This is a genomic window from Cupriavidus sp. Met-2 (assembly GCF_049843575.1).
GTDB classification, from domain to species: Bacteria; Pseudomonadota; Gammaproteobacteria; order Burkholderiales; family Burkholderiaceae; genus Cupriavidus; species Cupriavidus metallidurans.
In genome coordinates this window covers 70,448-91,382 of sequence record NZ_JBBHZL010000008.1, presented here as the reverse complement: position 1 = coordinate 91,382, position 20,935 = coordinate 70,448, and the positions used below count along the sequence as shown (strand labels likewise).

At 65.3% G+C, this 20,935-nt stretch carries 23 protein-coding genes; 9 read left to right on the top strand and 14 right to left on the bottom strand.

All coding sequences use genetic code 11. The annotated features are described in order from the left end of the window. Positions 1-27 precede the first annotated feature (27 nt). Positions 28-375: a hypothetical protein gene (locus WD006_RS17985; protein ID WP_008646158.1), complete on the top strand. Its 348-nt coding sequence runs from the start codon at positions 28-30 to the stop codon at positions 373-375. 152 nt (positions 376-527) lie between these two features. On the opposite strand, the gene ypfJ is transcribed toward WD006_RS17985, so the two are convergent. The 6 genes from ypfJ to gcl all read right to left on the bottom strand — a co-directional run bounded on the left by ypfJ (position 528) and on the right by gcl (position 8,285). Next, complete coding sequence (ypfJ, locus tag WD006_RS17980) at positions 528-1,421, bottom strand: KPN_02809 family neutral zinc metallopeptidase (RefSeq protein WP_011517883.1); 894 nt, start codon at positions 1,419-1,421, stop codon at positions 528-530. Positions 1,422-1,718: 297 nt separating this feature from the next. Continuing rightward, positions 1,719-3,185 carry a pyruvate kinase gene (gene pyk, locus WD006_RS17975; RefSeq protein WP_008646154.1) on the bottom strand — a complete coding sequence of 489 codons (1,467 nt, stop codon included), beginning with the start codon at positions 3,183-3,185 and terminating at the stop codon, positions 1,719-1,721. 38 nt (positions 3,186-3,223) lie between these two features. Continuing rightward, on the bottom strand, positions 3,224-4,555 hold the full coding sequence (locus tag WD006_RS17970; protein WP_011517882.1) for a glycerate kinase type-2 family protein: 1,332 nt from the start codon (positions 4,553-4,555) through the stop codon (positions 3,224-3,226). Between the two features lie 88 nt (positions 4,556-4,643). Continuing rightward, the gene (gene glxR, locus WD006_RS17965) at positions 4,644-5,567 is read right to left on the bottom strand and encodes a 2-hydroxy-3-oxopropionate reductase (protein ID WP_011517881.1); all 924 of its coding nucleotides are present in this window, start codon (positions 5,565-5,567) and stop codon (positions 4,644-4,646) included. Positions 5,568-5,621: 54 nt separating this feature from the next. Continuing rightward, positions 5,622-6,401, bottom strand: coding sequence for a hydroxypyruvate isomerase (gene hyi / locus WD006_RS17960; RefSeq protein ID WP_008646150.1), 780 nt, complete (start codon positions 6,399-6,401; stop codon positions 5,622-5,624). Between the two features lie 93 nt (positions 6,402-6,494). Next, the gene (gene gcl, locus WD006_RS17955; RefSeq protein ID WP_008646149.1) at positions 6,495-8,285 is read right to left on the bottom strand and encodes a glyoxylate carboligase; all 1,791 of its coding nucleotides are present in this window, start codon (positions 8,283-8,285) and stop codon (positions 6,495-6,497) included. Between the two features lie 284 nt (positions 8,286-8,569). Between gcl and WD006_RS17950 the strand changes: the two genes are divergently transcribed. Together WD006_RS17950 and WD006_RS17945 are read left to right on the top strand one after the other, a co-directional pair. Then, on the top strand, positions 8,570-9,253 hold the full coding sequence (locus tag WD006_RS17950; RefSeq protein WP_011517878.1) for a hypothetical protein: 684 nt from the start codon (positions 8,570-8,572) through the stop codon (positions 9,251-9,253). A gap of 131 nt (positions 9,254-9,384) precedes the next feature. Continuing rightward, positions 9,385-10,296, top strand: coding sequence for a LysR family transcriptional regulator (locus tag WD006_RS17945; RefSeq protein ID WP_008646147.1), 912 nt, complete (start codon positions 9,385-9,387; stop codon positions 10,294-10,296). Positions 10,297-10,528: 232 nt separating this feature from the next. On the opposite strand, the gene WD006_RS17940 is transcribed toward WD006_RS17945, so the two are convergent. Then, positions 10,529-11,221 (bottom strand): GntR family transcriptional regulator, encoded by a 693-nt coding sequence (locus WD006_RS17940; protein ID WP_008646146.1) that lies wholly within the window; start codon positions 11,219-11,221, stop codon positions 10,529-10,531. A 52-nt stretch (positions 11,222-11,273) separates the two neighbouring features. Beyond that, on the bottom strand, positions 11,274-12,677 hold the full coding sequence (locus WD006_RS17935; protein WP_011517876.1) for a C4-dicarboxylate transporter DctA: 1,404 nt from the start codon (positions 12,675-12,677) through the stop codon (positions 11,274-11,276). A 406-nt stretch (positions 12,678-13,083) separates the two neighbouring features. On the opposite strand from WD006_RS17935, the gene WD006_RS17930 reads away from it, so the two are divergent. Both WD006_RS17930 and WD006_RS17925 read left to right on the top strand, forming a co-directional pair. Further along, positions 13,084-14,340, top strand: coding sequence for an allantoate amidohydrolase (locus WD006_RS17930; protein ID WP_011517875.1), 1,257 nt, complete (start codon positions 13,084-13,086; stop codon positions 14,338-14,340). 62 nt (positions 14,341-14,402) lie between these two features. Continuing rightward, positions 14,403-15,653 carry a M20/M25/M40 family metallo-hydrolase gene (locus WD006_RS17925; RefSeq protein ID WP_224445415.1) on the top strand — a complete coding sequence of 417 codons (1,251 nt, stop codon included), beginning with the start codon at positions 14,403-14,405 and terminating at the stop codon, positions 15,651-15,653. Positions 15,654-15,731: 78 nt separating this feature from the next. On the opposite strand, the gene WD006_RS17920 is transcribed toward WD006_RS17925, so the two are convergent. Next, the gene (locus tag WD006_RS17920; protein WP_011517873.1) at positions 15,732-16,256 is read right to left on the bottom strand and encodes a MarR family winged helix-turn-helix transcriptional regulator; all 525 of its coding nucleotides are present in this window, start codon (positions 16,254-16,256) and stop codon (positions 15,732-15,734) included. Between the two features lie 59 nt (positions 16,257-16,315). Between WD006_RS17920 and WD006_RS17915 the strand changes: the two genes are divergently transcribed. The 3 genes from WD006_RS17915 (at position 16,316) to WD006_RS17905 (ending at position 17,917) form a co-directional block, all read left to right on the top strand. After that, positions 16,316-16,774 (top strand): carboxymuconolactone decarboxylase family protein, encoded by a 459-nt coding sequence (locus WD006_RS17915; RefSeq protein WP_011517872.1) that lies wholly within the window; start codon positions 16,316-16,318, stop codon positions 16,772-16,774. Beyond that, positions 16,771-17,220, top strand: coding sequence for a GNAT family N-acetyltransferase (locus tag WD006_RS17910; protein WP_011517871.1), 450 nt, complete (start codon positions 16,771-16,773; stop codon positions 17,218-17,220). The genes WD006_RS17915 and WD006_RS17910 overlap by 4 nt, the downstream gene beginning before the upstream one ends. Before the next feature lie 76 nt (positions 17,221-17,296). Beyond that, the gene (locus WD006_RS17905) at positions 17,297-17,917 is read left to right on the top strand and encodes an FMN-dependent NADH-azoreductase (protein WP_011517870.1); all 621 of its coding nucleotides are present in this window, start codon (positions 17,297-17,299) and stop codon (positions 17,915-17,917) included. 36 nt (positions 17,918-17,953) lie between these two features. Here the strand turns inward: WD006_RS17905 and WD006_RS17900 are convergent, their stop codons facing one another. Then, entirely contained in the window at positions 17,954-18,574 is a 621-nt protein-coding gene (locus WD006_RS17900) for a GNAT family N-acetyltransferase (RefSeq protein WP_011517869.1), read from the bottom strand. Between the two features lie 3 nt (positions 18,575-18,577). Then, positions 18,578-18,718: a hypothetical protein gene (locus tag WD006_RS17895; protein ID WP_160172324.1), complete on the bottom strand. Its 141-nt coding sequence runs from the start codon at positions 18,716-18,718 to the stop codon at positions 18,578-18,580. Here WD006_RS17895 and arsC point away from each other — a divergent pair. After that, positions 18,717-19,076 carry an arsenate reductase (glutaredoxin) gene (gene arsC / locus WD006_RS17890; RefSeq protein ID WP_011517868.1) on the top strand — a complete coding sequence of 120 codons (360 nt, stop codon included), beginning with the start codon at positions 18,717-18,719 and terminating at the stop codon, positions 19,074-19,076. The two genes, WD006_RS17895 and arsC, sit on opposite strands and share 2 nt — an antisense overlap. A 91-nt stretch (positions 19,077-19,167) precedes the next feature. Here the strand turns inward: arsC and WD006_RS17885 are convergent, their stop codons facing one another. The 3 genes from WD006_RS17885 to WD006_RS17875 form a co-directional block, all read right to left on the bottom strand. After that, a complete protein-coding gene (locus WD006_RS17885) occupies positions 19,168-19,398 on the bottom strand; it encodes a hypothetical protein (RefSeq protein ID WP_029306875.1) in 231 nt (76 codons plus the stop codon). A gap of 207 nt (positions 19,399-19,605) precedes the next feature. Continuing rightward, a complete protein-coding gene (locus tag WD006_RS17880) occupies positions 19,606-20,253 on the bottom strand; it encodes an exonuclease (protein WP_011517867.1) in 648 nt (215 codons plus the stop codon). A 3-nt stretch (positions 20,254-20,256) separates the two neighbouring features. Continuing rightward, entirely contained in the window at positions 20,257-20,907 is a 651-nt protein-coding gene (locus WD006_RS17875; RefSeq protein WP_017510795.1) for an MBL fold metallo-hydrolase, read from the bottom strand. Positions 20,908-20,935 lie beyond the last annotated feature (28 nt).

Here is a 20,935-nt window from a genome sequence, read left to right as displayed (position 1 = left end):
GTTGTGAATCAGTTGAAGGAGTCCCAGATGAACGCCAAACGTATCCTTGGCGGCGCACTCGTGCTGGCTGCATTTGCCGCCTCGGCCGCGATAGCCGCTCCCGCCGCCACCAAGAAGGCCGGCAAATTCGATGTATATGCGGACGCCGCCCGAGTGGGCAAGTTCGATGTGTATTCCGACGGAGCGAAGATCGGCAAGTACGACTTCTATACCGACGGACAACGCGCCAGCAAGTTCGACCCGTATAGCGAAGGCACCCGCCAGGGCAAGTTCGATAGCTTCAGCGAAGGCGCCCACGCATTCAGCGGCGAGATCTCCGCTTCGTCGCTCGACAACTCGCGCAACGGCGGCGAGCTCTACGGCTACAGCGTCTGACGCATCCGGTCCTCATGGACCGTGGCGGCCACTCCGGTGGCCGCCAGCTCAAAAGTTTCTCTCCCACCTGCGCGACCGACCTCCTCCATCTCTCTCCGTCGCGCAGGTGATTTTTCCCCCTCGGCAGTGTCTGCAGTCCTTCCCGAAGTGATCTAGAGTTGCCGCGCGGCAAATGTGTCGCACTTGCGGATATCGCCGGTCGTCAGGCCCTGACGCAGCCAGCGCACACGCTGCTCGCTCGTGCCATGCGTGAAGGCTTCAGGCACCACGTAGCCCTGTGCCTGACGCTGCAGCCGGTCGTCGCCGATTGCGGCGGCAGCCTTCAGGCCTTGCTCGATATCGCCGGGTTCCAGCAACTGCTGGTTCAGCTTCTGCGCGTTGGCAGCCCACACGCCAGCCAGGCAATCGGCCTGCAATTCCATGCGTACCGAAAGCTGGTTGGCCTGCGCCTCGTTCATGCGGCGACGTGCCGCATCCACCTTTTCCGAGACGCCGAGCAGGTTCTGCACATGGTGGCCGATCTCGTGCGCGATCACATATGCCTGCGCGAAATCACCACCGGCGCCGAAGCGCTGACGCAGTTCGTCATAGAAGGACAGGTCGATATAGACCTTCTGGTCACCCGGGCAATAGAACGGACCCATGGCGGACTGGCCAGTACCGCAGGCGGTTTGCGTGGCGCCGGAGAACAGCACCAGTTTCGGTGGCGCGTAACGGCGGTTCAGGTCGGTTTCGAAGATGTGTTCCCACGTGCGCTCGGTATTGCCGAGCACCTTGCGGGTGAAAACCGTCAGTTGGTCGTTGGCGGGCGGGCGATGTGCCTGGGACTGCGGCGCCTGTTGCTGCTGGTTCTGGACGACCGATGCCCCCTGGAAAATCAGCGAGGGGTCGATGCCGAAGAAATATGAAGCGGCCAGCGCAATGACGATCGTGCCGATACCGATCGACTTGCCGCCGATCGGCAGTCCGAACCCTCCGCCTCCGCCGTAGCCACCGCCGCGGCGATCTTCTACGTTCTGGCTTTCGGCTTCGTCATCGAGACGCATGTGGGCTCCGTCGGGTCATGTATGGCGGCAGCCGCGCTTCGGCTGCCCGATGCCGGTGGAGTATAGCAACGGCACCTGACGCCCAGCGCACCGTTCAGAATTCGTTACCTCGAAAAAGGGAAGCCGCCCGCGCACCAGGCGACAAGCGGGCTGATAAGGGCGTGGGCGGCCGGCGAGCAGGGGGTCAGCCTGGTAGCCAAAGGGAAATCCTGCGTAGCCGGCAATGTGCATCGCCAGCCTGCTCCCCCGACCCCTTTCCCACGTGACGTAAGCGGGATGGGGGAGCGATTCAGCGCATCAAACCGCCTCGGCAGCCGGCACCTTGCCGATGTCCAGCCCGGCCACTTCCGTACCCACCTCTGCCACGCGCAGCAGGTTGGTCGTGCCGCCCTGGCCAAATGGCATCCCGGCCGCGATGGTGATCTGGTCGCCCGGTGCGGCATAGCCTTCCACCAGCGCGGCGCGCGCGGCGGCCTCGACCATTTCGTCGACGCTCTGCACGTCCGGGCTGACAGTCGAATGCACCCCCCAGGTGATGGCCAGCCGACGCGCGATCTCCAGGTTCGGCGTGATGCTGACGATCGGCGCGCATGGCCGCTCACGTGCCGCGCGCAGCGCGGTGGCGCCGGACGACGTGTACGTCACCGTGGCCTTCGCGCCGATGATCTGCGTGACCTCGCGCAGCGCCGCGCAGATCGCGTCCTGGCGCGTGGAGAGCGGTGCCTCGTGCTGGGCGTCGATCATGTTGCGGTAGAGCGGATCGTTCTCGACCTCGGTGATGATGCGATTCATGATCGAGACAGCGGCCACCGGATGACGGCCATTGGCCGATTCGGCCGACAGCATCACGGCATCGGCGCCGTCATAGATCGCACTCGCCACGTCGGACGCTTCGGCGCGCGTCGGCACCGGCGAGTCGATCATCGATTCGAGCATCTGCGTGGCGATCACGATCGGTTTGCCCAGCTGGCGGCAGATGCGCAGGATGCGCTTCTGCACACCCGGCACGCGCTCGGGCGGCAGTTCCACGCCGAGGTCACCACGCGCGACCATCACTGCATCCGACACCCGTACGATTTCCTCGAGCTGCTGCAACGCGGCCGGCTTCTCGATCTTCGACAGCACGCCGGCACGCGTGCCGATCAGTTCGCGCGCTTCGAGGATGTCCGACGGACGCTGCACGAACGACAGCGCGATCCAGTCGGCGCCAAGCTCCAGTGCGAAGGCCAGATCCTTGCGATCCTTTTCGGTCAGCGCGGGGATCGGGATCACCGCGTCGGGCACGTTCACACCCTTGCGGTCGGACAGCGTGCCGTTGTTGGCCACGCGCGTGGTGATGCTGCCGCTAGCCACCGATTCGATGTTCAGGCGTACCTTGCCGTCGTCGATCAGCAGCGACTGGCCCGCGTTGGCGGCCTTGAACAGCTCGGGGTGGGGCAGGTAGACGCGCTTCGCATCGCCCGGCGTCGGGTCGCTGTCGAGGACGAACGTGTCGCCGGCGCTCACGGCCACCTTGCCGGCCGCGAACGTGCCGATGCGCAGTTTCGGGCCCTGCAGGTCGGCCAGGATTGCGATCGGACGGCCGGTCTCGGCTTCCACCTGACGCACGGCGTCGTAGCGCGCGCGGTGGTCCTCGTGCGTGCCGTGGCTGAAGTTCAGCCGGAACACGTCGGCCCCGGCATCGAACAGTTGGCGGATGACCGCGATGTCCGTGCTGGCCGGGCCCAGTGTGGCCACGATCTTGGCTTTGCGCTGGCGTCTCATGAGTGTCTCCTCTCTTCCTCGTTCCTTGCAGGGCGCGATCAGATGATCAGGATCGCGCGAAAATCGTTCACGTTGGTACGGGTCGGGCCGGTGACGATCAGGTCGTCGATACCGGCAAAGAATCCGTACCCGTCGTTGTTGTCCAGATGCGCGCGGGCAGACAGGCCGCGTGCCACGGCGCGCGTCAGCGAATCGGGGCCAAGCAGCGCGCCGGCATTGTCTTCGGAGCCGTCGATGCCATCGGTGTCGCAAGCGATCGCGTGCACACCGGGCAGGCCGTCGAGCGACACCGCCAGCGACAGCAGGAACTCGGCATTGCGACCGCCACGGCCATTGCCTCGCACCGTCACCGTCGTCTCGCCGCCGGACAGGATCACGCACGGCTTCTCGAACGGCTGGCCATGCGCGACGATCTGGCGCGCGATCGCGGCGTGGACTTCGGCCACGTCGCGCGCTTCGCCTTCGATGCTGTCGGACAGGATGTGCGCGGTCAGGCCGAGTTCGCGTGCGCGTGCGGCGGCCGCTTCGAGCGACTGCTGGGCGCTGGCCAGCGTCACGTTGCGATGACCTTCGAAACGGGTGTCGCCGGGCTTTGGCGTTTCACCCGCGCCGCTCTCCAGATGCGCGCGCACGTTGGCGGGCACATCGATGTTGTACTTGGCGATGACCGCGAGCGCATCCGCGCAAGTGGTGGCGTCCGGCAGTGTCGGGCCGCTGGCGATCAAGGTGGGATCATCGCCCGGAATATCGGAAATCAGCAGCGTTTCCACACGCGCGGGTGCGCAGGCCAGAGCCAGGCGGCCACCCTTGAGCGCGGACAGGTGCTTGCGCACGCAGTTCATCTCGCCGATGCTCGCGCCGCTGCGCAGCAGCGCCTTGTTCACGGCCTGCTTGTCCGCCAGCGTGATGCCCGACGCGGGTGCGGCGAGCAGGGCGGAGCCGCCACCGGAGATCAGGCACAGCACGAGGTCGTCGGCAGTCAGTCCCTGCACCAGTTCCACCATGCGCTGCGCGGCCTGCTGGCCCGCGGCGTCAGGCACCGGGTGCGCGGCCTCGACGACTTCGATGCGCTGGCAATCGGCGCCATGGCCATAGCGCGTGACCACCAGCCCCGACAGTTCGCCCTTCCAGTTCGCCTCTACTGCCTGCGCCATCGCGGCGGCGGCCTTGCCCGCGCCGATCACAACGGTGCGTCCCTTCGGCGGTTGTGGCAAATGCGGCGGCAGGCAATGCGTCGCGCTCACGGCCGAGACGGCCGTATCGAACAGATCGCGCAACAGCGCGCGGGCTTGAGAGGCGTCGCGATAGTCGGGCGTGCCGGCCTGGCGCTGCGGCGACAGCAGGGCGGCGGTGGCGTCGGTGGCAAACATGTGGGTCCTGAAATGAAACGCAAGCAGAAAAACAAGGACAACAATCAACGCGGCCGCCCGCCGTCAGGCAGGGCAGCCGCGGGAGGGCTTACTTCGCGCCCTTGGCGATCTCGTGGTTCGACATGATTTCGATCGCGCGGCACAGTGCCGAGTGATCGAGCTTGCCGAAGCCGTTCGCGGCGCACGCGTTGAACAGCTCCTGCGCCGTCGACGTGTTCGGCAGCGATACGCCCAGTGCCTTGGCGCCTTGCAGCGCCAGGTTCAGGTCCTTCTGGTGCAGTTCGATGCGGAAGCCCGGATCGAAGGTGCGCTTGACCATGCGCTCGCCGTGCACTTCCAGGATGCGCGAAGCCGCGAAGCCACCCATCAGCGCCTGACGCACCTTTGCCGGATCGGCACCAGCCTTCGACGCGAACAGCAGCGCTTCGGACACGGCCTGGATGTTCAGCGCCACGATGATCTGGTTGGCCACCTTGGTGGTTTGGCCGTCGCCGTTGCCGCCCACCAGCGTGATGTTCTTGCCCATCAGTTCGAACAGCGGCTTGACCTGGTCGAACGCTTCGGCCGGGCCACCGACCATGATGGTCAGCGTTGCGGCCTTGGCACCCACTTCACCACCCGACACCGGTGCGTCAAGGTACGAGGCGCCGAGCTTGTTGATGCGCGCGGCGAAGTCCTTCGTGGCGATCGGCGAGATCGAGCTCATGTCCACGACGATCTTGCTGTAGCTGGCTTCCTTGCCGGCTGCCTTGAAGGCGGCGGCAACACCCTTTTCGCCGAACAGCACGGCTTCGACGTGCGGGGTGTCCGGCACCATCACGATCACGATGTCGGCACGCTTGGCCACTTCCTCGGCGCTGGTGCAGACGGTGACGCCTGCGTCCACCAGGAACTGCGGTGCCGGGTTCACGTCATGCACGAACAGCGTGTGGCCGGCGGCGCGCAGGTGACCCGCCATCGGCGCGCCCATGATGCCCAGGCCGATAAAGCCGACGTTGCGTTGGTTTGCCATGTTTGTCTCCAGTCAGTAGAAAGAATTCGATTCGGATTTCAGCGGAACGCCGGCTCAAACGCCGTGCGCCGCGCGCCAGCCCAGGCCGGCTTCGGTGGTCGTCTTCGGCTTGTATTCGCAGCCGATCCAGCCCTGGTAGCCGATCTCGTCGAGGAAGCGGAACAGGTACTGGTAATTGATCTCGCCGGTGCCGGGCTCGTTGCGGCCGGGGTTGTCGGCAAGCTGCACGTGCTTGATCTTCGGCAGGTTGGCGCGGATCGTATTGGCGATCTCGCCCTCCATGCGCTGCATGTGATAGATGTCGTACTGCACGTAGAGGTTGGGCGCGTTGACCTGACCAATCAGGTCGATCGCCTGCTGCGTGCGCGACAGGAAGAAGCCCGGGATGTCAAACGTGTTGATCGGTTCAACCAGCAGATCGATATGTTCCTGCGCCAGCGCATTGGCCGCGAAACGCAGGTTTTCCACCAGCGTTTCCTGCGCCTGTTCGCGCTTCACGTTCTGCGGCAGGATGCCGACCAGACAGTTCAACTGGCGCACGCCCAGTACCTTCGCGTACTTGATGGCCTCGCCCACGCCGTCCTGGAATTCGCCCACGCGGTCCGGGTGGCAGGCGATGCCGCGCTCACCCGCTTCCCACTTTCCGGCGGGCAGGTTGTGCAGCACGAGGTCGAGCTGGAAGCGGTTCAGGCGATCAGCGATCTGGTCGGCGTGAAACGCGTACGGAAACAGGAACTCCACGCCACGGAATCCGGCGCGGGCGGCGGCCTCGAAGCGGTCCAGGAAGCCGACTTCGTTAAACAGCATCGTCAGGTTTGCTGCGAGCTTTGGCATTGTTTGTCTCTCTCGGTGTCTGGGAAAAACCGCCACACCCACCCCGGTGGAGCGGGGCAGGGTGGCGTACTACGGGGAAGCGGTACTCGGTACTCAGGCCGTGGTCTCTTCGACCAGGATCGCCGAATCGGCGTCCACGGCATCCTCGAGGTCCTCGATCGGCTCGAACTCGTTGATGTTGTCGATCTCGGTACCCATCGCGATGTTGGTGACGCGCTCGAGGATCACCTCGACCACTACCGGTACCGAGAACTCGGCCATCAGGTCGCGCGCTTCGGCAAAGGCCGGTGCGATGTCTTCGGGCTTGAACACGCGGATTGCCTTGCAGCCGAGACCTTCCACAACCTTCACGTGGTCCACGCCATAGCCTTCCAGCTCGGGCGCGTTGATGTTGTCGAACGCGAGCTGCACGCAGTAGTCCATCTCGAAGTTGCGCTGCGCCTGACGGATCAGGCCCAGGTACGAGTTGTTCACCACCACGTGGATGTACGGCACCTTGAACTGCGCGGCCACGGCCAGTTCCTCGATCATGAACTGGAAGTCGTAGTCACCCGAGATGGCCACGATGTCCGAGTTCGGCGAGGCGGTCTTCACGCCGATGGCGGCGGGAATCGTCCAGCCCAGCGGGCCTGCCTGGCCGCAGTTGATCCAGTGGCGCGGCTGGTTCACGGACAGGAACTGCGCGGCGGCGATCTGCGACAGGCCGATCGTCGTCACGTAGCGCACGTCGCGCGGGAAGTACTGGTTCATCTCGCGGTACACGCGCTGCGGCTTGACCGGCACGTTGTCGAAGTCGCTCTTGCGCTTCATCGTGCGGCGGCGCTTCTGCACGTCGGCCACCCACGCCTTGCGGCACGGCAGGCGGCCGGCCATCTTCATTTCGCGAGCCACTTCGACGAACTGCTCCAGCGCGGCCTTGGCATCCGAGACGATGCCGAGGTCAGGACCGAACACGCGGCCGATCTGCGTGGGCTCGATGTCGACGTGCACGAACTTGCGGCCCTTGGTGTAGACGTCGACGCTGCCGGTGTGGCGGTTGGCCCAGCGGTTGCCGATGCCCATCACGAAATCCGAGGCGAGCAGCGTGGCGTTGCCGTAACGGTGCGAGGTCTGCAGGCCCACCATGCCGGCTTGCAGCGGGTGGTCGTCGGCCAGCACGCCCCAGCCCATCAGCGTGGGCACCACGGGCACATTGACCAGCTCGGCGAACTCGACCAGCAGTTCCGACGCGTTAGCGTTGATCACGCCGCCGCCGCAGACGATCAGCGGACGCTCGGCCTGGTTCAGCATCGAGATGGCCTTCTCGATCTGGGCGCGCGAGGCGGCCGGCTTGTACGGTTGCAGCGGTTGGTACGTTTCGGGATCGAATTCGATCTCGGCCACCTGCACGTCGAACGGCAGGTCGATCAGCACCGGACCCGGGCGGCCCGAACGCATCAGGTGGAACGCCTGCTGGAACACCTGCGGCACCAGCGCCGGCTCGCGCACGGTCACGGCCCACTTGGTCACCGGCTTGGCGATCGACTCGATATCGACGGCCTGGAAATCTTCCTTGTACAGACGGGCGCGCGGGGCCTGGCCGGTGATGCAGAGAATGGGGATCGAATCCGCCCAGGCCGAGTAAAGGCCCGTGATCATGTCCGTGCCGGCGGGGCCCGACGTGCCGATGCAGAGGCCAATGTTGCCCGGCTCGGCACGGGTGTAGCCCTCGGCCATGTGCGAGGCGCCTTCCACGTGGCGCGCCAGCAGGTGGCGGATCGAGCCAGCGCGGCGCATGGCCGAGTAGAACGGGTTGATGGCGGCGCCCGGCACGCCGAACGCGGTGGTGATGCCTTCCTTTTCCAGTACGGCGATGGCCGCGTCGACTGCTCTCATCTTCGGCATGTCTGTCTCCAATACGATTCAAAACAATGGGTGGGATTTGTTCTGGGTCTGATGCTATGCCCGCACCGGCCTGTGGATAAACAGAAGGGAGATCAGTTGATTCGATACCTGCAGTTAGCAATGCCGCAGCATCGAGCATCGAATGTGAGCGATGCAGTATGTGTTCGAGACCTTCGCCGGATCCCCCATGGCGAGGGGTTCGGCGCAATCTGGTGGCGTTGCGGGCTTTCGGTCGCGCCGCCATCGGGCCAAAATGAGAGGTTTGGAATCGCCCTTGCTCTGCCATGTACTCGCGGCTGCCGACCACCTACGAATTGATTGAAGCGCTCCAGGCCTCTCCGCAGGCCGGACCGGCCGCCGAGAGCCGTCTGGCCACGGTGTTGTGGGCCGGCTTTGTCCTGGCGCTGGTGCCGATGCTGGTCGCCGGCGGCGCGCTGGTGTGGTGGCACCGGGTGCTTGCGCAGGTGCCGCCGGCGTGGCTTCCGCAGGTCTTTCACGTGCTGCTGGCCGTTTGCGGGGTGTTCTACGTCGGCGCATGGGTGATCAGGCTGCTCGATCGCCGTGCTGCGTTGCAGCATCCGCTTCGCTGGCTGACGCGTCGGCTCGATACCCAAAGCGAGGTCGAGAACGCGCTGCTGCTACGCCTTGGCCGCATTCCGGCGCTCCAGCTCCGCGCCCGCCAGCGTCGCGTGGTGCTGCAGGCACGGCTCTGGGACGCCAGCGCCCGCACCATGGCGCTGGTCCTGGCCATTGGGCCCGCCGCGGTGATCCTGGCCGACGGTGTGGCGGTCATGGCACCCGGCGGCGTCCCGGCGCTCGTGGCGATCTACGGCGCAGTGTTGGTGGCTGGATGCGCCCTGGCGTTGTTCGCCCAGTTGCAATGCAGCGCCCCGCTGCGCCGGCTGGCCCACGTGCTGGGTGAAGCAGCGGAAATCAACGAGGCCGTGAACCGCCAGCGTCAGCCGTAGCAGTCGTCCAGCACGGAGCTTCCGGGGCGTGACGATTGGTGGGCCGGATGGGCGTCATAGCGCCCCGGGGATGCGCGATATGGCTCCGATGCCTCACAATGTGCCGGCAGGAGACATTTAGCTGGGCTGGCATGGACAAACTCAAACAGATCGAAGCATTCATCGCCGTGGTGGAACACGGCAGCATGGCCGCCGCCGCGCTGACGCAGAACGTCACGCCGGTCATGATCGGCCGGCGCATCAACGCGCTGGAGGCACGCATCGGCGTCAAGCTGCTGCATCGCTCCACGCGCCGCATTGTGGTGACCGAGCAGGGCGCCGCGTTCATGGAGCAGTGCAAGAAGGCGCTGGCCGACCTGGACCGCGCCGAGATGCTGATTGCCGAAGGCAAGCACAAGGCCACCGGTCACCTGATCGTGTCGGCACCGGCCGCATTCGGGCGCAAGCACGTGGCGCCGCACGCGCCGGCCTTTCTCGCCGCCAATCCCGAGGTGCAGATTTCATTCAACCTGACCGACCGCGTGGTGGATCTGGTGCGCGAGGGCTATGACGTCGGCATCCGCATCGGGGGCGCGATCGACCCGAACTTCGTGGCGATCAAGCTGGCGACCAATAAGCGCGTGGTATGCGGCACGCCCGCGTACTTTGCCAGGCACGGCGTGCCGCACACGCTCGAGGATCTGGAGAAGCACAACTGCCTCGCGTTCAACCTGCAAGGCGGGCAGCAGCGTGGCTGGTACTTCCAGCAAAACGGTAAGACCGTGACGGTGCGCGTGAACGGCAATCTCGACTGCAACGACGGCGAGCTATTGCATCGCTGGACTGGCGAGAGCCTGGGACTGGGCTGGCGTTCGACGTGGGAGATCCTGCCGCAACTGGAAAGTGGGGAGCTGATCACGGTACTCGACGAGTACGCGCTGCCGGATTACGACATCCTCGCGGTGTACCCGCAGCAGCGGCCGGTGCCGGCCAAGATCCGCTTCTTCATCGAGCACTTGAAACAGGCGTTTGCAAAGCCGGGGTATTGGAGCGGCAGGGTCTGAGGGGTTTGAAGCGTTGGTGCTATGGCGCCGTCAGCGCGGAACCAGATCCGCAAAAACCGAACCCCCAAAAGAAAAAGCCCGCAGCCATTGCGGTCTGCGGGCGGTCCCTCTTGCGAAGGACGGGGAGAGCTCATGAAGTGCGCCCCCGCAACTCCATGGCGAGGTGAATATTGCGCCTCTCCCGCTTCTTCGTCCTTGACTCCGATCAAGCCTATCGCATTCGCTCCGAACGTCAGGCCAGCAACGCGGCCACCAGGTCCTTGCCACGTGCCGCCGCCGGTACTTCCTCAAAGTGCAGAGCGGCCTCCACATGCGCCAGATGCTCGACCATCAGCTTCACGGCAAGTTCGGCATCGCCCGCGCGCGCGGCGTCGATAAAGGCGCGGTGCTCGTCCGATGAACACGTCGCATCGCGGCGGCTCTGGTAGAGCATCGTGATCACGGCGCTGCGCATCGACAGTTCGCGCATGATGCCGGTCATCACGCTGTTGCCCACCACCTCGGCCAGCACGATATGGAAATCGCCCAGCAGCCGGGTACGCGTCTGGGCATCATTGCCGCCCAGCGACTTGCGTTCGGCGGTCAGGTGTTTCTCGATGCGCTTGTAGTCTGCAGGCGTGGCCTTGGCGACGAACTCGCGCGCCAGTGCCGCCTCCAGGATGCGCCGCACCGTGAACACCTCGCGTGCTTCTTCCGCGCTGGGCTTGGCCACGAACGCGCCCTTGTCCGGCACGATCTGGATGACCTTGTCCTTGGACAGCATCAGCAACGCGGCGCGAACCTTGGTGCGGCTGACGCGATAGACGCTGGCCAGCGCCTCCTCGCGCAGCTTGGTGCCGGGCGGCAGGCGGTGCGAGACGATGGCGGCGACGATATCGTCGGCAATCGCCTCGGCGGTCATGTCTGGATCGATATGCTCGGGCATGGTGTCGCGCGTCGCCTGGCAGGCCAGCGCGGTGAGTGGGATGTGCGTGATTCTAGCGCCCCGAGGCCACCCCCGGCAGCGGTGCCGGTACCGGGACTTCCCCGGAGCCATGATCGTGCACCATCAGCCCTTCCTCCAGCTCACCTGCCGGGATCGTGCCATTGAGCACGCCGTGGGCCCGTTCGCGGTCGATGTCGTGCTCCCAGGCGGCCACCACTACCGTGGCTACGCAGTTGCCAATCAGGTTGCCCACCGCGCGGGCGATACCGATGAACCAATCCACCGACAGCACCAGCACCAGGCCGATGGCGGGGATCGCCGGATGGGCGGAGAGTGTCGCGGCCAGGATCACGATCGCCGAACCGGGAATGCCATGCGCGCCCTTCGACGTGACCAGTGCCACGGCCAGGATGCCGAGCAGGTCGCCCAGCGCCAGCGGCGTGTTGGTGGCCTGCGCGATGAACACCGCGGCAAGCGTCAGGTAGATCGAGAATGCATCGAGGTTGAATGAGTAGCCGGTGGGAATCACCAGGCCGACCACCGACTTGCGGATGCCCATGTACTCGAGCTTCTTCATCACCTGCGGCAGCACGCTGTCGGACGACGCTGTGCCGAGCACCACCAGCAATTCGGCACGCAGGTAACGAATCAGCTTCAGCACCGAGAAGCCGCACAGCCGCATGATCAGCCCCAGCACGCCGACCACGAAGATCACCACCGCGCCGTAGAACAGGATCACCAGGAACCCGAGCTGCTTGAGCGAGCCGATGCCGTACTTGCCCACGGTGAACGCCACCGCGCCCAGCACGCCCAGCGGCGCCAGCTTGATGATGAAGCCCATCATCTTGAACAGCGTGTGCGAGAACGTGTCGATCAGCTTGACCAGCGGCCGGCCGGATTCGCCCACGACGGACAGCGCGCAGCCGAACAGGATTGAGACCAGCAGCACCTGCAGCACGTCTCCACTGGAGAATGCGCCCATGATCGTGTTCGGAATCAGCTTGAGCAGGAAATCGACCATGCCCGCGCTCTTCACCTTGTCGGCGGATTCGATGTAGGCCGACATGGCTGAGATATCCAGCGAACGCGGATTCACGTTCATGCCGGTGCCCGGATGGAACACGTAGGCCAGCACCACGCCCAGCGCCAGCGCGATGGTCGTGACCACCTCGAAATAGACCACGGCCTTGATGCCGACGCGCCCGACCTTCTTCAGCTCCCCGGCGCCGCAGATGCCCGCCACGACCACGCAGAACACGATGGGGCCGATCAGCATCTTGATCAGCTTGATGAAGGCATCGCCCAGCGGCTTGAGCTTGGCGGCGAACTCGGGGAAAAACAGCCCGAGCAGGGTGCCGATCACCAGCGCGATCAGCACCTGACCGAACAGGGAGCGGGTGAATCGGGTGTGCAGGCGTGCACCAGCGGCGCGCTGCGAGGGTACGGCTTGCTGCATTGTTGTCTCCGTGCCGGGCGCGGTCCAGATGAGACGTCTTTGCGTCGCTGGCCGGCCCTGATCTGATTCAGGACTACCTGCCGTCACATGGCGCGGGAGGGCGGATGCGCGGCGGGCCTGGCATCACCACGGGAAATCGGCCCGAGAGCCATATCCCGCGCGGAAAGCCCCCCTGTTGAGGCGGAATCCACGCAATCCACTTGTCCGGACCGGATTGTCCGCAGCGGATTGTTGGTGCGTGGAGGCCAATATAGTGCATATCATTTTTGTATGCAATTTTTGAATTCACTGTGCTAACATGAATCGCACAGAATAGAGCTACGGCACCGGGCGCCTGCCTTGACTGGCCCTCCCGCCAGGATTTCCTCGACCGAGCTCACGCACCACCAGCAGGAGAGACACACACATGGCAGCAACCCCTACGCCGTTGTCCGCTGAAACCGGCACGCGCATCATGACCTGGGCCGACGCCCTGGCCGTTCATACCGATCAGCCCGGCATCCTTACCCGCACCTATCTGACCGAGGCCCATCACGGCGCCGCCGCGCTGCTGACCGAATGGATGGAAGCTGCGGGCATGACCGTGCGCCGCGATGCCGCCGGCAACGTGATCGGCCGCTATGAAGGCACCACGCCAAACGCCCCGGCGCTGCTGACGGGTTCCCACTTCGACACCGTGCGCGACGCGGGTCGCTACGACGGCAACCTCGGCGTGATCCTGCCGATCGCCTGTGTGGCCGAGTGGAACCGCCAGGGCAAGCGCTTTCCGTTCGCGCTCGAAGTGGTCGGGTTTGCCGAGGAAGAGGGCGTGCGCTTCAAGGCCACGCTGCTGGGCAGCCGCGCCATCGCGGGCACGTTCGATACCAATGTGCTCGACAACGTCGATGACTCGGGCAAGACCATGCGCGAAGTGATGCGCGCGGCCGGGTTCGATGCCGGGCAACTGCCCGCCGCGAAGCACGATCGCAGCCAGGTGCTGGCCTTCATCGAGGTTCACATCGAGCAAGGTCCGGTGCTGCTGAACGAAGGCCTGCCCGTGGGAGTGGTTACCGCCATCTCTGGCGCCACGCGCTTCATCGTCGAGCTGGAAGGCCTGGCCGGCCACGCCGGCACGGTGCCGATGGACATGCGCCGCGACGCCGCGATGGCCGGCGCGGAGATCGGCCTCTTCATCGAGAAGCGCTGCGGCGGCAAGCCGGGCCTGGTCGGCACGGTCGGCCAGTTCAATGTGCCGAACGGCGCCACCAATGTGGTTCCGGGCCGCGCGGTGTTTTCCATCGATATCCGCGCTGGCGATGACGCCGAGCGCGAGGCCGCCGTCAACGACGTGCTGGCCGAAATCGAACGTGTTTGCGCGCGCCGCAACGTCCGCTCGCAGATCCGCAAGACGCACGAAGCCGCCAGCGTTCCGTGCGCGCCGTGGCTGCAGTCCCAATGGGCCGCGGCAGTAGAGCGCCAGGGCGTGCCCGTGCATCACCTGCCCTCCGGCGCGGGCCATGACGCCATGGCCATTGCCGCCATCGCCGATGTGGCCATGCTGTTCGTTCGCTGCGGCAACGGCGGCATCAGCCATCACCCCACCGAAACCATGACGTCGGAAGACGCCCAGACGGCCGCGCGTGTGTTCGCCGATTTCGTCGAGCACTTCCATCGCCCCCAATAAGCGCCGCCATCGGCGTCGCCCCGAAAACTCCAGAGATAACGAAGATGACCGCACGAGACAACATGAATCCCGTTGAAACCACGCTGACGCAATATATCGACCAACACCGCCCGCAACAGGAAGCGTTCCTGGCCGAGCTGGTCAAGGTGCCGTCGGACAACCCCCCCGGCGATTGCGACGCCCATGGCAAGCGCGCCAAGGAACTGCTCGAAGGGCTGGGATTCAAGGTCGAGGCCCACAAGGTGCCCGAAGACAAGGTCCGTGCAGCCGGCATGATCAGCGCGACCAACCTGCTGGTGCGCAAGACGTTCGGCAACGGTGGACCGACCATCGCGATGAACGCCCACGGTGACGTGGTGCCTCCGGGCCTGGGCTGGACCAAGGACCCGTACGGCGGCGAGATCGCTGACAGCGAACATGGCCCGGTGATGTTCGGCCGTGGCGTGGCCGTGTCGAAGTCGGACTTCGCCACCTACGCCTACGCCGTGCTGGCGCTTCAGGAAGCCGAGAAGCAGGGCGCGAAGCTGAACGGCACCGTCGAACTGCAGTTCACCTATGACGAGGAAACCGGTGGCGACATCGGTCCGAAGTTCCTGCTCGACGAAGGCCTGACCAAGCCCGATTACGCAATCTCGGCCGGCTTCTCGTACGGCATCACGTCGGCCCACAACGGCTGTCTGCACGTGGAAGTCACCGTCAAGGGCAAGCAGGGCCACGCCGCCATGCCGCACACTGGCGTGGACGCGATCGAGGCCGCCACGCACATCCTGCAGGCGATCTACGGCCTGCGGGCCGAACTGGCCACGCGCAAGAGCAAGGTGCTCGGCATCGACACTGCCACGCTGAACGTCGGCCTGATCAAGGGTGGCATCAACACCAACGTGGTGCCTGACCTGGTCACGTTCCGCGTGGACCGCCGCATGATTCCGGAAGAGATCGGTTTCGACGCCGAAGGCGAGCTCCGCGCTGTCGTGGAGAAGGCCGCCAAGGAGCGTCCGGGCATCGAGGTGAAGGTAGAGCGCATCATCCTGGCCGAACCGCTGTCGGAACTGCCGGGCGTGGAGAAGCTGATCGGTGCCCTGAAGCAACGCGCCGAGTCGGTCTTCGGCGTGGAGATTCCGGTGCAGGGCGTGCCGCTCTACACCGACGCTCGCCACTACACGAGCCGTGGCATCCCGACCGTGCTGTACGGCGCCGGCCCGCGCACGCTGATGGAAGCCCGCGGCCACAACTCGGACGAGAACCTGCGTCTGAACGACCTGAACCGTGCCACCAAGGTCGTCGCGCTGGCACTGTCGGACCTGATGGCCTGAACAAGACGCGCCCCCGCGAACTGTAGTACCCCTTGGTTGTGATGATGGCCCGCGAGACACTCGTCCGCGGGCCTTTTTTCATTCGGCGGCGTCTTCGTCCGGCACGGCCAGGCTTACCAGCCATCGCCGCACGATCTGCTCTTCTTCGGCGGTGAGCCCGGCGCGCAGTCGCTTATCGGCCTCCCGCGCGCGTACCTTGCACTCGGCCAGCAATGCCTGCCCGCTCTCCGTCAGCGCGATCGTCTGGATGCGGCCGTGCACCGGATGAGGCTGACGCGCGATCGCGCCCATCTTCTCCAGGTTGTTCATGATCACGCTGACCGTCTGCGGGGTCAGCATCGCCAGCCGCGCGACGTCGGCACCGGAAATGCCGGGGTAGGCGCCGAGCATCGTCAGTACGAAGAACTGCGGCAGGGTCACACCAAGATCGGCCAGCAGGCGTTCCATGTTCAGGCGATTGGCCGCGCTGGCCTGCCGCAGCAGGTACGCCAGATAGCCGCTCTCGCCGCGCTTGCCTTCACCGGGTGCGGGAATCCGAGCCGCTTCCTCCGCGTCTGCCTTCTTCCCTTTGTTTTTCCCTTTGGATGACAGGGTCTTTCCCATAATGTCAGAGCTCTTACATTAATCTTCGAACTCTGACATCTTATCGCAAGGAGCCAGTCATGGATTTCCAGACCTTCACGAAATCGGCGTCCGACGTCTACGCGGCGCTGAGCGGGGTAAGCAAGGCAGTGGAAGCGGCGGGGATGGACAAAGCGCTGACGGAGCTGCTCAAGCTGCGCGTCTCGCAGATCAACGGCTGCGCGTTCTGCCTGCAGTTCCATCTGAACATTGCGCGCAAACTCGATATCGACCCGCGCAAGTTCGACCTGCTGGCCGGCTGGCGCGACGCGGGCATCTACACGGCGCGCGAAGCCGCGGCGCTGGGCTGGGCCGAGGCGCTGACGTCCATGAACGATCCCGCCGCGCGCGATGTGGCCTTCGCCACCGCGCGGACGGTGTTCAGCGAGCAGGAACTGATGTTGCTGGCAGCCGCGATTGCCTCGATCAACGCCTGGAACCGCATTGCGGTCGGCTTGCATTTCGCGCCGCCGCCAGCCTCGCCCGGGGGCCGGCCATGAACGGCGTCACCGCGGAGCAGATCGAGATCCGCGGCATCGATACGCCCGGAGACGTGGCTGCGGCGTTTCCCCTGATGCACCAGTTGCGCCCGCATCTGCAGGACGCGGACGAGCTGGTCACGCGTTGGCAGCGGCAGACCGGCGACGGCTACCGTCTGGTCGGTCTGTGGAACGATGGCCCGTTGGTGGCGCTGGCTGGCTATCGGTACGCGGAAAACCTCGTCTATGGGCCGTACTGCTATGTCGACGATCTGGTCACTGACGCCGCCGCGCGCAGCGGTGGGTACGGCCAGATGCTGATGGACTGGCTGAAGACGAAAGCGCACGCGCAGGGATGCGCGCGGCTGGTGCTGGACACGCCGCTCGACAATGTGCTCGGCCACCGCTTCTACTACCGCAACGGCCTGCTGGCCCGGGCGCTACGGTTCAACTACGTGTTCGACTGAGTGAGTCGATCACTGGCGCCGAATTCATGGGCCGAACTAATGGGCCGAACCACGGGCCGACCATACGCCTCCAGACATGACCACATTGCTACACCTGAACGTCAGCCCGCGCGGCGAGCGATCACACAGCCGCCAGGCTGGGTCCGTCGTACGCGAACGGCTGGCCGCGCATCGCGGACCGCTGACCGTGATCGAACGCGATCTCGGTGCCGAGCCGCTGCCGCCCATCGACGCGGCGTTCACAGACGCGAATCTTGCCGTGGCGGCCGGCGGTGACGAGCAGGCCCCGGCGCTGATGCTCTCCGAGCGCCTGATTGCCGAACTCGAGTCTGCGGACATGGTGCTGATCACCACGCCGATCCACAATTTCACGGTGCCGGCCACGCTCAAGACGTGGATCGACGTGGTCGTGCGGCCGGGGCGGACCTTCCGGAGCACGCCGCAAGGCAAGCAGGGCCTGCTGCGAGACCGCCCGGTGCTGGCCGTGGTGGCCTGCGGCGGCGCGTTTCACGACGGGCCCGGCAGTCAGCAGGATTTCTTCACGCCATACCTGAAGTACGTGCTGGGGACGATTGGCCTGTCGCGCGTCGAGGTTCTGCGCATGGAGAACATGAATCGCGGCTCCGACCCGGTGGCGCGCAGCTTTGACCACCTTCGCGCCTGGTGCGAAGCCGCCGTGCCCGCGATGGTGGACTGATGTGGACTGACGCCGCAAAGGCGACCGGTCAGTCAATCAGTCGGGGATCGTCGCGTCTCCGACGCCAAGCGGGCGCTGCATCAGCAGGGTGTCGATCCACTGACCGTGCTTGAGACCGACCGATTCCAGCCGCCCGACGGTACGGAATCCCAGCCGCTCGTGCACGGCCACGGAACCGGCGCCCTCACCGGACGCGGTCAGCGCCACCACGGCCACCATCTGACGCCACGGCCCGGTCTCGCAGCGCGTGATCAGTTCGGCCAGCAGCGCGCGGCCCAGCCCTTCGCCGGTATGGCGATGGTCGATATAGATCGAGTCCTCGATGGCGAAGCGGTAGGCGCTGCGAGCGCGATAACTCGACGCATAGGCATAGCCAAGGATCTCGCCATCGCGTTCGGCGACGATATACGGCAGGCCCTTCTTGAGGACCTCGCCGAACCGGTGCCGCATCTCGTCGACGGTCGGCGCCACTTCCTCGAACGAGGCGCGGCCGTGTTGCACGTGGTGGGCGTAGATGGCGTGGATCGCCGGGACGTCGTCAGTGGTGGCGTCGCGCAGCCGGTAAGGCTTGCGCGCGATGGTGGGGAGGGCGGACACGTTGGATTCCGAAGGAGATTCTGAGGGGTCAATCTGCCATGGCACGTCGTCGCTGGCCATGGTTCAGCGATAGGCCGGGTCGCGCATGATGCGTGCCAGCCAGCAATCGTTGCCTGGCCGTTGCCTGTCCGTTGCCGCGTGCGGTTGTATATAGTGCGGGTAGTTCAACACAGACTGCCGGAACAGGCCGAAGGAAGCCGTCATGATCACGATCTACCATAACCCCCGCTGCTCGAAATCGCGCGAAACGCTCGCGCTGGTCGAATCGGCAGCGCAGCGCCTGGGCGAACCGGTGGAGATCGTGGAATACCTCAAGACGCCGCCGTCGCTCGCCACGCTGCGCCAGCTCCACACGATGCTGGGCGTGCCGGTGCGCGCCATGATCCGCGATGGCGAAAGCGCCTACAAGGAGCTGGATCTTGCCGATCCCGGCCTGACCGACGCCGAACTGCTGGCCGCCGTGGCCGACAACCCGATTCTGCTGCAGCGACCGGTGGTGGTCCGCAACCGCCGCGCGGCGATCGGGCGTCCGCCGGAGAACGTGGCCCAACTGCTGGGTTGAGCGCCAGTTTTCCACCCCTGAAATAGAACCGGCCCCCACCAGAGGTGGAGGCCGGCCGGTCAGACAGGGAGTGTGCTTCAGACGGGGCCGTTCAATTGACGCCCAGCCAGTGCATGACCTCCTGACCGAAAGAGATTCCTGCCAGGACGACCAACAGCACGACCGCCGTGACCGCGCTCACGTAGATCGTCGCCTGGGCGACTTCCGCATCTTCCGTGACGGAATGGTAGTGCGTGACGATATCGGTATGCGCACCAGGACGGTGCAGCCAGTGCAACCGGCCGGAAAGATCCTTGAGATGAAGATCGGGATGGAATCGCATGGCCACACCTCCTCGGCGCACCGTCAGGGATCGCTGGCGGGCACAGGCGGCGCGAACGCTCACGCCACCTCACGCCACCAATTGCACGCTTCTACTATAGGTGACGTTTGCCATGCTATCGATGCGGCATGGATCGAACAGGTGTTGGTTGCCGCACCAAGGCGGTGCGCCTGTTCGGCCTCAAATGCACCGAAAGCGATCCAACATTCACACTGCGGGTTTGGGATCGCTTTCCGGTGTGTCCGCCGCCGGGGGCAGGGCAGCCAGGGCGGCTTCCCGTGCGCGCAGTTCGGTCAGCATGTTGCAGAACAGCGCCCCTTGCTCGAGCGCGTCGTCGAGCGCCACGTGCGTATGGGGCAGCGGATCGTGCCAATGGGCGGGAAAGGCCGCCTTGACCGCTTTACGGTAGGGCAGCCCGGTCAGCGCGAAGCCGACGGTCTTGATGTCGAGCGCGGCCCAGCCGAAGGGTGACCGGCCTACGAACCGCATCATGTACCAGAACACCCATGTGAAATCGAAGCCGGCTGGGAACGCGACGAACACCGGCTTGCCGGGCAGGCTTTCGACCCATTCGACGTAACGCGGCATGGCGTCCTCGGGACGCTGCAGGTCACGCCGGCACGCCGCCCAGGCTTCGGGCTGCGTTTTCCACCATTGCATCTGTACAGGATGACCGGCCGCGCCGGGCAAGGTCTCCAGGTTCGCGGAGAACGTGCCGACAACAGTCTTGTCTGCCAGCATCGCCACCGATGCGAAAGACAGCATCGAATGTGGGCCCGGGATCGGGCCGTCGGCCTCCACGTCGGTACTGACGTAGATCTCGGGACGCGTGTCCGGCGCCTGTTTTTTCGCCATGGGTCAGGCCACGTCGATCAGGTGATCGGCCACGAACGGATTGTTGCGACGCTCCTCGCCGAACGTGGAGACCGGGCCGTGACCCGGCACGAACGTCACGTCGTCACCCAACGGCCAGAGCCGGGTGCGGATCGAGCGGATCAGATCCGCGTGGTTGCCGCGCGGGAAGTCGGTGCGCCCGATCGAGCCGGCGAACAACACATCGCCGACGATGGCGAGCTTGTTGGGGCGCGAGAAAAACACAACGTGGCCCGGCGTATGGCCCGGGCAGTGATAGACCTCGAGCGTCTCGTTGCCAAACGTGACCGTGTCGCCGTTCTCGAGCCAGCGGTCCGGCTCGAAAGCCTCGGGATGCCCAAAGCCGAATCGCCGCGTCTGCTCGGGCAGCTGCTCGATCCAGAAGCGTTCCTCCTGCTGCGGCCCCTCGATCGGAATGCCGAGCTGGCGCGATAGCGTCGCGGCGCCGGCGCAGTGATCGACGTGCCCGTGCGTCAGAAAGATCTTCTCCAGCGTGACGCCTTGCTCCTTGACCGCCGAGAGGATGCGGTCGAGATCGCCACCGGGATCGCAAACGGCCGCGCGCTGCGTGGTCTCGTCGATCAGTAGCGAACAGTTTTGCTGGAAGGGCGTGACGGGGATCAGGAGGGCTTTCATTTGTGCTTGTTGCGGCATATTTTGAGGC

Excerpts from the sequence above, each read along its gene's own strand:
- WD006_RS17970 (WP_011517882.1), bottom strand. The coding sequence starts at position 4,555 with ATGTTTGCCACCGACGCCACCGCCGCCCTGCTGTCGCCGCAGCGCCAG.
- WD006_RS17950 (WP_011517878.1), top strand. The coding sequence starts at position 8,570 with ATGTACTCGCGGCTGCCGACCACCTACGAATTGATTGAAGCGCTCCAG.
- WD006_RS17935 (WP_011517876.1), bottom strand. The coding sequence starts at position 12,677 with ATGCAGCAAGCCGTACCCTCGCAGCGCGCCGCTGGTGCACGCCTGCAC.
- WD006_RS17920 (WP_011517873.1), bottom strand. The coding sequence starts at position 16,256 with ATGGGAAAGACCCTGTCATCCAAAGGGAAAAACAAAGGGAAGAAGGCA.
- WD006_RS17910 (WP_011517871.1), top strand. The coding sequence starts at position 16,771 with ATGAACGGCGTCACCGCGGAGCAGATCGAGATCCGCGGCATCGATACG.
- WD006_RS17880 (WP_011517867.1), bottom strand. The coding sequence starts at position 20,253 with ATGGCGAAAAAACAGGCGCCGGACACGCGTCCCGAGATCTACGTCAGT.
- WD006_RS17915 (WP_011517872.1), top strand. The coding sequence starts at position 16,316 with ATGGATTTCCAGACCTTCACGAAATCGGCGTCCGACGTCTACGCGGCG.
- pyk (WP_008646154.1), bottom strand. The coding sequence starts at position 3,185 with ATGAGACGCCAGCGCAAAGCCAAGATCGTGGCCACACTGGGCCCGGCC.
- WD006_RS17905 (WP_011517870.1), top strand. The coding sequence starts at position 17,297 with ATGACCACATTGCTACACCTGAACGTCAGCCCGCGCGGCGAGCGATCA.
- gcl (WP_008646149.1), bottom strand. The coding sequence starts at position 8,285 with ATGCCGAAGATGAGAGCAGTCGACGCGGCCATCGCCGTACTGGAAAAG.
- ypfJ (WP_011517883.1), bottom strand. The coding sequence starts at position 1,421 with ATGCGTCTCGATGACGAAGCCGAAAGCCAGAACGTAGAAGATCGCCGC.
- WD006_RS17875 (WP_017510795.1), bottom strand. The coding sequence starts at position 20,907 with ATGAAAGCCCTCCTGATCCCCGTCACGCCCTTCCAGCAAAACTGTTCG.
- glxR (WP_011517881.1), bottom strand. The coding sequence starts at position 5,567 with ATGGCAAACCAACGCAACGTCGGCTTTATCGGCCTGGGCATCATGGGC.
- hyi (WP_008646150.1), bottom strand. The coding sequence starts at position 6,401 with ATGCCAAAGCTCGCAGCAAACCTGACGATGCTGTTTAACGAAGTCGGC.
- WD006_RS17945 (WP_008646147.1), top strand. The coding sequence starts at position 9,385 with ATGGACAAACTCAAACAGATCGAAGCATTCATCGCCGTGGTGGAACAC.
- WD006_RS17900 (WP_011517869.1), bottom strand. The coding sequence starts at position 18,574 with ATGGCCAGCGACGACGTGCCATGGCAGATTGACCCCTCAGAATCTCCT.
- arsC (WP_011517868.1), top strand. The coding sequence starts at position 18,717 with ATGATCACGATCTACCATAACCCCCGCTGCTCGAAATCGCGCGAAACG.
- WD006_RS17895 (WP_160172324.1), bottom strand. The coding sequence starts at position 18,718 with ATGACGGCTTCCTTCGGCCTGTTCCGGCAGTCTGTGTTGAACTACCCG.
- WD006_RS17885 (WP_029306875.1), bottom strand. The coding sequence starts at position 19,398 with ATGCGATTCCATCCCGATCTTCATCTCAAGGATCTTTCCGGCCGGTTG.
- WD006_RS17985 (WP_008646158.1), top strand. The coding sequence starts at position 28 with ATGAACGCCAAACGTATCCTTGGCGGCGCACTCGTGCTGGCTGCATTT.
- WD006_RS17925 (WP_224445415.1), top strand. The coding sequence starts at position 14,403 with ATGAATCCCGTTGAAACCACGCTGACGCAATATATCGACCAACACCGC.
- WD006_RS17940 (WP_008646146.1), bottom strand. The coding sequence starts at position 11,221 with ATGCCCGAGCATATCGATCCAGACATGACCGCCGAGGCGATTGCCGAC.
- WD006_RS17930 (WP_011517875.1), top strand. The coding sequence starts at position 13,084 with ATGGCAGCAACCCCTACGCCGTTGTCCGCTGAAACCGGCACGCGCATC.